We start from the raw sequence: 10,243 nt of genomic DNA on the forward strand, positions 1-10,243 counted from the left end.
CTTTCGTTTTCCACTCTTTCATGCTTTATTCTGGCATACGGATTTTCAGAGATGCACCCTCGCGCAAACCCCCTCTTGAACCCCGTCCAGCACGCACGCTAGAATGAGGCCGTTGCACTCGGGTGAAAGCTCGAGTGAGGATTGAAACACGCTGCACCTCGTCGGCACGGCGCCCTACGTGCGTTGCACTCGGGTGAAAGCTCGAGTGAGGATTGAAACCTTTCCACCAATCTCCTATCCAGCGAAACTGATCGGTTGCACTCGGGTGAAAGCTCGAGTGAGGATTGAAACATCAAGCTGAGGGCAAGCCTCAGCACTGGCTCAGGGTTGCACTCGGGTGAAAGCTCGAGTGAGGATTGAAACGTCTCGGGTTTGTTGGATTTGTTGTTCTAATGCCAGTTGCACTCGGGTGAAAGCTCGAGTGAGGATTGAAACTTCTTTTTGGGCTTGGGCTGGCTTGGGCAGCTAGAGGTTGCACTCGGGTGAAAGCTCGAGTGAGGATTGAAACGAACCCGATTCTCGATGCAGAAGAGAATCTGCGGGCCGGTTGCACTCGGGTGAAAGCTCGAGTGAGGATTGAAACGTGGAGGATGCGGCTGTTCCTGTGGCGGAGCTAGCCGTTGCACTCGGGTGAAAGCTCGAGTGAGGATTGAAACGTGCCCTTTTTGCGGCCCTTTCGCGAGAACATCAGTTGCACTCGGGTGAAAGCTCGAGTGAGGATTGAAACGAATTTCCCTCACACGGGCCTTAGCCTTGAGGATAGCGTTGCACTCGGGTGAAAGCTCGAGTGAGGATTGAAACCCCAAAACTGAGCATAGCGATTATTAGCACTCGTAAGTTGCACTCGGGTGAAAGCTCGAGTGAGGATTGAAACTCCTTCTGAATCGATTTTAGCGTCAGTAGATAACACGTTGCACTCGGGTGAAAGCTCGAGTGAGGATTGAAACGTGCCCTTTTTGCGGCCCTTTCGCGAGAACATCAGTTGCACTCGGGTGAAAGCTCGAGTGAGGATTGAAACGAATTTCCCTCACACGGGCCTTAGCCTTGAGGATAGCGTTGCACTCGGGTGAAAGCTCGAGTGAGGATTGAAACCCCAAAACTGAGCATAGCGATTATTAGCACTCGTAAGTTGCACTCGGGTGAAAGCTCGAGTGAGGATTGAAACTCCTTCTGAATCGATTTTAGCGTCAGTAGATAACACGTTGCACTCGGGTGAAAGCTCGAGTGAGGATTGAAACTCTACCCAATCCGCCCGGCTCAAATCGCTGGTCGTGTTGCACTCGGGTGAAAGCTCGAGTGAGGATTGAAACGCGGGTTCTGAGCGTGGAAATGCTCAGGATGCCCTCGTTGCACTCGGGTGAAAGCTCGAGTGAGGATTGAAACTACACAGTCGACGGCTGGGCCGTTGTCGGTCCGTATGTTGCACTCGGGTGAAAGCTCGAGTGAGGATTGAAACTTCTGGAGGGCCTTAGTGACGATGCAGTGGTGCTTTGTTGCACTCGGGTGAAAGCTCGATTACAACAAAAAACAACGCTTGTGGGCTAGGGAGGGGAACCCACAAGCGTTTTTGGGGACACCCACTAGGTGGGTTGCTATATTTGTAACAGTGTCAAATGTGTTTGTGTAGGGAAAAAAGTCCTGGTTAGGTCATTTCGGGCATCTGGGCCAGGGCCACCTGCCCCAAAGCAATGCCTCCATCGCCGGGTGGCACAGCCTGGTTCCAGTACACCGCAAAACCCCGTGCCCGCAGCGCAGATAGGGCCAGCCCGTGCAGCAGGCGGTTTTGCCACACCCCGCCCGAAAGCACTACGGCTGAAAGGCCATGTAGCTCGCGCAGGTGTTGGGCCATGCTGACTACCCCTTCGGCCAGGGCGTGGTGAAAGTGTCGGGCTATTTTTTCTCTGGCAAGGCCCTTTTGCAGGTCGGTCAGGATGGCCTCGAGCAAATGGTGGTAATCCCACTGGGGGAGGTCGGCAGGCTGGATAGGTAAGGTATAGCGGGCCTGGGGCTCCGGCGGGGCGCTACGGGCTAAGCCCTCGAGCCACATGGCGGCCTGCCCCTCAAAGTCCTGGCGGCTATGGAATCCCAGCAGGGCAGCCACCGTGTCGAATAGCCGACCAATGCTGCTGGTAGATGGGATGGGCAGCCTCGAGGCCAGTAGCTTCAGCCCTTGCTCGACCGTGTGCTGGGGTAGGTGGGCTTCCCAGTGGCCCAGCTCCCGCACAAACCCCACCGCAGCCTGGGTCGGCAGCGCGGCTGCGGCATCGCCGCCCAGCAAGGGGGCGTAGCGCAGATGGGCCACCCGCCGCAGGCCCGACTGCAGGGAACCCAGCATCACCTCGCCGCCCCAGATGGCCCCATCCAGCCCCAGCCCAGCCCCATCGAAGGCAAAGCCCAGTACAGGCTCATCCCACAGGTGGTGTTCGGCCAGCACCGAGGCAATGTGGGCCTGGTGGTGCTGCACAGCCCGCTTGGGGCCGGGCAACTCGGCAGCGTACTGGGTGGAGGGGTAGTCGGGGTGCAGGTCGTGCACAATTAGGGTTTGGTCCAGGTCAACCCGATACATCCGGGTAAGGTCTTGGACGGTCTGGTAAAAGGCCAGGCGGGCCTCGAGTTCTTCCAGGTCGCCCAGGTGCTGGCTTACAAAAACCTGACCACCGGTGCACAGGGCGATGCTGTTTTTGAGCATAGCGCCCAGCGCCAGGATGGGCCTCTGGAAACGCTCCGATTGCAGGATGGGGGCCGGTGCAAAACTCCGCGCCCGGCGCAGCATCATTGGCCTACCGTCGGCCAGAGCAGTTACTGAGTCGTCTACCCGGCGGGCAATGGGGCGCTCGCCGACCAAAAAATAGTCGGCCAGACCTTTGAGCTTTTCGAGCTCCTCGTCGCGGTAAACCATGGGTTCACCCGAGCGGTTGGCGCTGGTCATCACCAGCAGCAAAGGTGCGCCCTCGGCGTAGAGCAGGTGCTGTAAGGGCGTATAGGGCAGCATCACCCCCAGGTCGGGGCTGCCAGGGGCCAGGGCCTCGGGCAGCGGTTTGGGGCCTTTGGGCAGCAGCACGATGGGGCGCTCTGGGCTCTGCAATAGCTCTTGGGCAGGCTCGTCTAGCTCGACGTAGCCCCGAAGAGCCTCGAGGTCACGCGCCATCAGGGCCAGGGGCTTGAAGCGGCGCTTTTTGCGGGCCCGCAAACGTTCTACAGCCTCGGCGCGGGCGGCGTCGCAGGCCAGATGGTAGCCGCCCAGCCCTTTGATGGCCAGAATCTGCCCCTCGCGCAGGAGCCGTGCGGCTTCCTCGACGGCCAGGTGCTGCGAGGCAAGGGGCTGCAACTGGGCATTCCACAGATGAACCTGAGGGCCGCACACAGGGCAGGCGATGGGCTGGGCATGAAAACGGCGGTTGTGGGGGTCGTGGTACTCGGCGGCGCATTCCGGGCACATCGCGAAGGCCCGCATGGTGGTGTGGGGGCGGTCGTAGGGCAGTTGCAGGGTGATGCTGTAGCGGGGGCCGCAGTTGGTGCAGTTGATGAAGGGGTAGCGGTAACGCCGGTCGCTGGGGTCGAACAGTTCCTGCAAGCAGTCGGGGCAGAGGGTCAGGTCGGGGGAGATGCGGGTGGAAAGAGGGCCTTTGGCCTCGCTCTGGATAATGGCAAACCCACCGGGCAGGCGGCCTGGTTGCTGCTGTAGGACTTCCACCTGCTCGACGCGGGCCGCCGGAGGGGCCTCGGTGGAAATGGCCCGAACCAGCGTCTCTAGCGCATCGGGCGGCCCCGATACCTCCATCAGAACGCCCTCGAGGTCGTTCTGCACCCAGCCCGAAAGTCCCAGGCGCGTAGCCAGGCGAAACACAAAGGGCCGAAAACCCACCCCCTGCACCACACCCCGCACCCGCAAGCGCAGGGTCTGTGCCTCGGGGGGGCCGGATGGGTGGCGCATAGGGGGTGCTAACCGCCGTGCACGTTTTGGGGCATAACCCGCCCCAGAAGCGCAAACAGGTAGTGATACCAGTCTGGCATACCCGCCCCACTCCTGGCTGAGACCTCCAGCACCCTGGCCTGGGGTGCGACTAGGCGTAGGTTTTCCAGGGCCTGGTTGCGGTCGAAGCCCAGCACTTCGGCCAGGTCGCCCTTGGTGATAAGCACCAGGTCGGCCTCCTTGAAGATGCGGGGGTATTTGAGTGGTTTATCCTCACCCTCGGTGGTGGAAAAAAGCACCACTTTGGCGCTTTCGCCCAGGTCGTAGGCGGCGGGGCAGACCAGGTTGCCCACGTTTTCGATGAAGAGCAGCTCGAGCGCCTCGAGGTTCAGGGCCTCCAGAGCGCGGGCTACCATGGCGGCCTCGAGGTGGCACAGGCTGCCGGTCTGAATCTGCACCGCGGTGGCCCCGCCCACCCGAAGGCGCTGGGCATCGTTGTCGGTAGTCAGGTCACCCACGATGACCGCCATCTGCAGGTGGGGCGCAAGCTCCTGCAAGGTGCGCGACAGCAGGGTGGTTTTGCCCGACCCTGGCGAAGAAAGCAGGTTTAGGGTCTTGACCTGGGCTGCCTCCAGGCGCTGGCGGTTGGCGGCGGCGTACTGGTTGTTGAGGGCCATCACGCCCTTCTCCACCTGAATGCGCCGCCCGCGCTCCTCGGTGTTTTCCGCCAGCACCGACAGGCCAATTTCAATCTCTTTGCGCTCGTTCATGGGCTCTCCTCTACTCTACCTCCAGGTAGTCCACTTCTAGCTCGAGGCCCTGCTCGAGGGTGGCGGTGGGCTGGTGGCAGCCCGGACACAAAGCGATACCAAAGGGGCTTGCTACCTCAAACTCCTTCTTGCACCCATCGCAAAAGGCCAGCAGCGGCACCCACTGCACCGCCAGCCGGGCCTGCTGGGCCAGGGTGCCTTGCTTGGCGGCCTCAAAGGCGAACTCGAGGGCCTCCTTTTCCACCCCGCTCAGGGCCCCCACCCGCAGGCCAATCTCGCGGATGGCGCGGGCCCCTTCGCGGCGGGCGTAGGCCTCGGCGATCTCGAGGATGCTTTTGACCAGACCCAGCTCATGCATGGCTGGCCTCAGGATGTGTGGCATTGGCGTTTTCGGGCAAGCGCTGGGCCTTGGCAACCGGCATGATTCCCAGTGAGGCCAGCTCCCGTAACACCACCCGTTCCAGGGCATCCAGCCGCTTTTCGATAAGCGGACTCAGCCGGATTTGCAGGTTTGCGCTCACCTCAGCCAGAGCGCTGACCCCAATGGCAATAAAGGTGGTGGGAGGCAGGTCGCCGTGCAGCTCCATGGCCCTCAACAGCTCGGGCATCTCCCACTCGTGGGAGGAGAGCTTGCCGTACTGGATGGCACTGGGGATGTCGTGCAGGGTAAATCGGTAAATTTCACCCGGCTCTGCCGCTACCGCATCCACCACAATTACATGCTCACGGCCCGAAAGCAGCGGCAGCAGGTTCCAGGCCAGGGTTCCGCCATCCACGACCTCGAGGCGATCGGGAAAAGCGTATTTTTCCTGGAGCCGGTTGACCAGCACCACCCCCACCCCCTCGTCGCCATAAAAGAGGTTGCCCACGCCCATTAGTAGAATCTCAGCAGCCATCCCTCCATCCTTTGCAAACCAGTATCTCCAGTCAATCCGGGACGGGTGTCCCAGGAATTAGTTCGTGTCGCCGTGCATTTTGGATAGGTTGGGGAGTAAACTTACTCCCCAACCTCTTTCAAGCATGGGCAAGACATTATTTGTGCGGCCGAATGTCCTCGGCCTTGTATCCCGAGACCATCGTCTCCAGAATCATGGTGCGGCTGCGAATCGAGTACCAGGCCACCATATAGATGTGCACCACCGTAAACACAATCATCACCCACATCATCCAGTGGTGGTAAATCCGCACATTGGCCAAGCCACCCATGGCGACCTCGAGGGGCTTCAGCACCTGCCCCGTCCAGCCGACCAACCCGCTGGTCTGGTAAGGCGCGGCCAGGATCAGACCGGTCAGAATAACCACAACTAAACTGATGTAGAGCACGATGTAGGTCAGGTACTGCATGGGCCCATAGTTCGAGTAGATGTACGTGGGGTGTTCTCGCCGCAGCAACAGATAAAAGGCTAGCTGGTCACGCCAGGCCCGCCAGTCGAACAGGATACGCCCCATGCCAACTTCGGTTCCAATTCCCAGCCTGGGGCCGGGTTGGATAAAAAAGAACTCGTAGATACGGATCAACGTAAGAACCAGCAGTATCCAACCAGCCGCAACATGCAAGCCGCGAAGGTTAGCTTGCAAAAAGTTGAGGTAGGTAGGCAGGTTGGGGTTGGTTGCCAGGAAGGGGTTGGCTATGTAAAAACCACTTATGGTCAACCAGACGATCAGAACCACTCGAAACCAGTGCGAGATGCGGGTAAAACGCCCGAAGATGTAGCGCAAATGAACCGGGCCATGGGTGTTGATGTGCGCCATCACATCCCCCTATACGGTAATCTTCAGATGAGCTATCTCCTGGCCCTTAGGGTCGAGCAGGTGCACTGCACAGGCCAAGCATGGATCGAAGGAGTGGATGGTACGCAGGATTTCCAAAGGCTTCTTGGGGTCGGCCAGTTTTTGCCCGGTCAGGGCCGCTTCATAGGCCCCAACCTGGCCTTTGGAATCCTTGGGAGAGGCATTCCAGGTAGAAGGAACTACCGCCTGGAAGTTCTCGATCTGCCCATTCCTGATCCGAACCCAGTGAGAAAGTGAGCCCCTAGGCACTTCAGACAAACTGAAGCCATCGCCATCTTTGGGCATGTATGGCGTGAAAAAGCGCTCATCACCCTTGGAGACATTAGCCACCAAATCATTCACCAGCGTTGGCACAAAATCGGCCAGTAACTTGGTTTCGAGCCCTCGAGCCACCGTACGCCCTAACGTGGAGTACCAGAATTTGAAGGGCACCCCGATGCGGGCAGTGTAGCCGTCCATCAATTTCTTGATAGGCTCGCTGCCTGCGGCATAGCCCACTATAAAGCGAGCCAGTGGCCCCACCTCGACCGCTATCCCATCGTAGCGCGGGCTCTTGAGCCAGGAGTACTTACCCTCCACCTTGAGCTTCCCATCGGCCTCGAGGCCAGTGTACTGCGGGTTGGTCTGCCCTTCGAAGGGGTGCAAGGCCACCTGGTCTCCTTCATAGGTATACCAGGAGTGGGCAATTTCTTCGGTAATCTTCATGGGGTCTATGGGCAGCACCTTGGATAGGTCGCGGTTAAGAATAAGACCCTTGGGGAAGAGGAAGCGCCGATTTTCCCACTCCTCCTCGTCCAGCGGCAGCCCACCAACAGACATATAGTTCTTCAAGCCATCTCCATCACCTCGGAGGGCTTCGTCCTTATAACGGGTACCCATCATCACCAGATCGGGCAAGTAAGCCCGGTCGATGAAGTCCTGGGCCTGCTTGAGCATAAACAGGTATTGTCCGATTCGTTCAGCGCTGAGCGCGTCCCGCACTGAAGTCACACCGCCCACAATCAGGCTTTGGGGGTGCGGAGTTTTAGCTCCAAAAATAGCCTCCATCTGCGACATAACCCGCTGCACTGCAAGTGCATCAAGGTAGTGCGAGGCCATGATCAAGTTTTCCTCTGGCGAGAGTTTGTAGGCAGGGTGTCCCCAATAAGCTCCCGCAAAGGGGCCCAACTGACCACTCTGGACGAACTTGCTTAGACGTTGGATTACCAGCGCATAATGGCTCTCAGAAGCATTGTAGGGATTGGCGTGGTATTGCTTAGCAACCTGAACCGCCTTAGCAGGTGAGGCGCTCAGGGCAGAAACAATGTCAAACCAGTCCACCCCGTGCAGATGATAAAAGTGCACCACGTGGTCGTGGATTACCTGAGCGCTCCATAGCAGGTTGCGTACCAGACGGGCGTTGGGCGGAATGCGTATCCCGTAGGCCCGCTCTACCGCCTCAGTACTGCGCTCGTAGTGCTGATAGGTGCACACTCCACAGATGCGTTGGGTAAAAGTGGCCAGATCGCGGGGGTCACGCCCCTTCATTATCAACTCGATTCCTCGGAAGGCCGTCCCTGAGCTGTAGGCCTGGGTGATCGTACCTCGCTCGTCCAGAGCTGCTTCAATACGAAGGTGTCCTTCGATGCGGGTAATAGGGTCTACCACGATACGTGCTGCCATAGCTTACTCCTTAGGCTTTTGCATGGATTCACTCTTGCGGTTCTCGAGGGCCGAGCGCACCATTGTGCCTACCGCATGAGCCGTAATGCCCACTGCAGCCGCACCCAGCGCCCATACACCAACACGGTCAGCCGTTGCATCACTTACCAGTGGCTGTGCGTAAACCCGGTTGGCTACCGGTTCATAGAAGGGGGTCATGGTGTCCCAAAAATTGGGTTCAGCGCAGCCCACACAGCCGTGCCCCGCCATAATGGGCCAGGAGGTACCCTGGTTGTAGCGCACCACCCCGCAATTGTTGTAGGTAAAAGGACCCTTGCAACCCACCTTGTACAGGCAGTAGCCCTGCTTAAGGCCTTCAAGATCGGCCCAGCTTTGCACAAATTCGCCTGCATCGAAGTTGCCACGCCGCTCGCATTTGTCATGGATGCGTGTGCCATAGGCCCAGATGGGGCGGTCGTAGGCATCAAGCTGGGGAACCCGACCGAACATTACTAACTCTAGAATGGTTCCCACAATATTGGTTGGGCTTACCGGGCAGGCCGGCAGGTTAATGACTGGGGTATGGATGTTGTTGGCTCTAAGGAAAGGCTTGATCCCGGTAGCCCCGGTGGGATTGGGCTGTGCCATGGGTATGCCCCCATAGGCCGCGCAGGTGCCCGCGTTAATCACATATTTGGCATCACGGGCAATGCGCTTGACCAGCTCGGTGCCCCGCTCGCCTTTGTGGCCTATGGTCAGAAAAATGCCATCCTGGGCTAGTGGCAAAGAGCCCTCGAACACTACGATGTACTGGCCTTTATATTTCTTGATGCTCTCCTCCAGCACTGCCTCAGCCTGATCGCCCGCTGCTGCCATCAGCACTTCGGAATACTCCAACGACAGCAAGTCCAGAATGATGTCTTCAACTCCTGGGTTGGCACTACGCAAAAGGGCTTCGGAGTTGCCCGTGCAGGACTGCAGCTCCTGCCAAATGACAGGAAGGCGCGGGGCGGCTTCGGCTGCTCTAGCCACGCGTCCGGTAAAGCTGGGGGGAAGCCCTAGGGTTGCGGTCATCATTGCAGCCCATTTAACAAAGTCGCGACGGCTGAAACCGTGTTTGCGCAGGGCACGATGCAGTGGAGAATCGGCCTGATGCTGCAAAAGGGTTTCCAAGTTTCTATCAGCCTCAGCTAGCAAACGTGCTTCGTTTACCGGATCAATTGGCTGGATCAGGTTTGGGTCGAAGTCCTTGTACATGTGTTCTGTGCACCTCCTGCTTGTCGCTTATATTGCTTGTTTGGGTCACTAGTACACACACTGGCATCCTTTCGTTTCCCAGCAAGCAACTCGGCTTTTTTTTCCACTAAGGTCAACTTAGAACCTAGCAGCTATCCAATAGTTTATAGGTTTTATAGCCATACACCACTAGAGACATCTGTCCCCAATGGCTGCGTGTTCGATTCACCTAAGTTACGCAGCCAGGAGTGGGGGCCTGCTCAAAGCGTGATCTTCATAGTCCTTGGGCCCGTCACCAACATTGCTACTGCGGCTCGCACAGGACAGTGGCCTCCCATCCGGGAGGCCACGCCTGTGAAGAGTGCGATAGGCTCATGATTCGGAGCCTCGAGTTCCGTGCATACAACCCCACTCCGGGAGCGGATCGGGGTATTTCTGTAAAGCCTTTAGCCTTGACTGGACTTGAGCATTTGAGCAGGGGTATCCATTTCAGCCAGAGGCAATACCTCGTATTTTGCAAAGTTATATACGGGCGCCATGGCCAGCAAACGCTCAAGCTCTTCGTTTGAGTCCACATCGTAAATCCAGGCCCCACCATGTTTGCCCACAATATGATAACGCCCTACCAGTTTGCCCCGTTCACGGAGTTTGTGGGCATATTCGGGCATTCTCATGATTACGCTGGCAAAATCAGCGCGCATTATCGAGAGATCGAGTTCCCACAGCACTAGAAATTTCATTCCCATTACGCCTCCTAAACAACAAGATAGCAGCCTTAAAGTCGCCAGGTAAGTTATGCCTTCGTGTGCTACCTCATAGCTCCACCCCAGCCATCTTCAGGAGTACCCGACTGCGAATGAGGTTGTGCACCAGCAAGATGAGGTTCACCCGG

General features: G+C 58.1%; 8 protein-coding genes and 1 CRISPR repeat array. All 8 genes read right to left on the reverse strand.

Annotation, left to right across the window (positions count from 1 at the left end):
- Window positions 1–111: 111 nt before the first annotated feature.
- Window positions 112–1,456: a CRISPR direct-repeat array (repeat unit 37 nt; unit sequence GTTGCACTCGGGTGAAAGCTCGAGTGAGGATTGAAAC).
- 186 nt (window positions 1,457–1,642) lie between these two features.
- The 8 genes from hypF to ABWU19_RS13215 all read right to left on the reverse strand — a co-directional run bounded on the left by hypF (window position 1,643) and on the right by ABWU19_RS13215 (window position 10,097).
- A complete protein-coding gene (gene hypF, locus ABWU19_RS13180) occupies window positions 1,643–3,934 on the reverse strand; it encodes a carbamoyltransferase HypF (RefSeq protein WP_435902129.1) in 2,292 nt (763 codons plus the stop codon).
- 8 nt (window positions 3,935–3,942) lie between these two features.
- Complete coding sequence (gene hypB, locus ABWU19_RS13185) at window positions 3,943–4,683, reverse strand: hydrogenase nickel incorporation protein HypB (RefSeq protein WP_435902130.1); 741 nt, start codon at window positions 4,681–4,683, stop codon at window positions 3,943–3,945.
- A gap of 10 nt (window positions 4,684–4,693) precedes the next feature.
- Window positions 4,694–5,041: a hydrogenase maturation nickel metallochaperone HypA gene (hypA, locus tag ABWU19_RS13190; RefSeq protein ID WP_435902131.1), complete on the reverse strand. Its 348-nt coding sequence runs from the start codon at window positions 5,039–5,041 to the stop codon at window positions 4,694–4,696.
- Entirely contained in the window at window positions 5,034–5,579 is a 546-nt protein-coding gene (locus ABWU19_RS13195) for a HyaD/HybD family hydrogenase maturation endopeptidase (RefSeq protein ID WP_435902132.1), read from the reverse strand. The genes hypA and ABWU19_RS13195 overlap by 8 nt, the downstream gene beginning before the upstream one ends.
- 136 nt (window positions 5,580–5,715) lie before the next feature.
- Window positions 5,716–6,435, reverse strand: coding sequence for a Ni/Fe-hydrogenase, b-type cytochrome subunit (gene cybH, locus ABWU19_RS13200; RefSeq protein WP_435902133.1), 720 nt, complete (start codon window positions 6,433–6,435; stop codon window positions 5,716–5,718).
- A gap of 9 nt (window positions 6,436–6,444) precedes the next feature.
- A complete protein-coding gene (locus ABWU19_RS13205) occupies window positions 6,445–8,136 on the reverse strand; it encodes a nickel-dependent hydrogenase large subunit (protein WP_435902134.1) in 1,692 nt (563 codons plus the stop codon).
- A 3-nt stretch (window positions 8,137–8,139) separates the two neighbouring features.
- Window positions 8,140–9,372, reverse strand: a complete 1,233-nt coding sequence (locus tag ABWU19_RS13210) for a hydrogenase small subunit (protein ID WP_435902135.1) — start codon at window positions 9,370–9,372, stop codon at window positions 8,140–8,142.
- A gap of 425 nt (window positions 9,373–9,797) precedes the next feature.
- Entirely contained in the window at window positions 9,798–10,097 is a 300-nt protein-coding gene (locus ABWU19_RS13215) for a muconolactone Delta-isomerase family protein (protein ID WP_435902136.1), read from the reverse strand.
- Between the last annotated feature and the right edge of the window lie 146 nt (window positions 10,098–10,243).

The sequence above is a fragment of the Meiothermus cerbereus genome (genome assembly GCF_051297115.1).
In the GTDB taxonomy this organism is placed as follows: Bacteria; Deinococcota; Deinococci; order Deinococcales; family Thermaceae; genus Meiothermus; species Meiothermus cerbereus_A.

Coding starts and splice junctions, on each gene's coding strand:
- hypF (WP_435902129.1), bottom strand. CDS start 3,934: ATGCGCCACCCATCCGGCCCCCCCGAGGCACAGACCCTGCGCTTGCGG.
- hypB (WP_435902130.1), bottom strand. CDS start 4,683: ATGAACGAGCGCAAAGAGATTGAAATTGGCCTGTCGGTGCTGGCGGAA.
- hypA (WP_435902131.1), bottom strand. CDS start 5,041: ATGCATGAGCTGGGTCTGGTCAAAAGCATCCTCGAGATCGCCGAGGCC.
- ABWU19_RS13195 (WP_435902132.1), bottom strand. CDS start 5,579: ATGGCTGCTGAGATTCTACTAATGGGCGTGGGCAACCTCTTTTATGGC.
- cybH (WP_435902133.1), bottom strand. CDS start 6,435: ATGGCGCACATCAACACCCATGGCCCGGTTCATTTGCGCTACATCTTC.
- ABWU19_RS13205 (WP_435902134.1), bottom strand. CDS start 8,136: ATGGCAGCACGTATCGTGGTAGACCCTATTACCCGCATCGAAGGACAC.
- ABWU19_RS13210 (WP_435902135.1), bottom strand. CDS start 9,372: ATGTACAAGGACTTCGACCCAAACCTGATCCAGCCAATTGATCCGGTA.
- ABWU19_RS13215 (WP_435902136.1), bottom strand. CDS start 10,097: ATGGGAATGAAATTTCTAGTGCTGTGGGAACTCGATCTCTCGATAATG.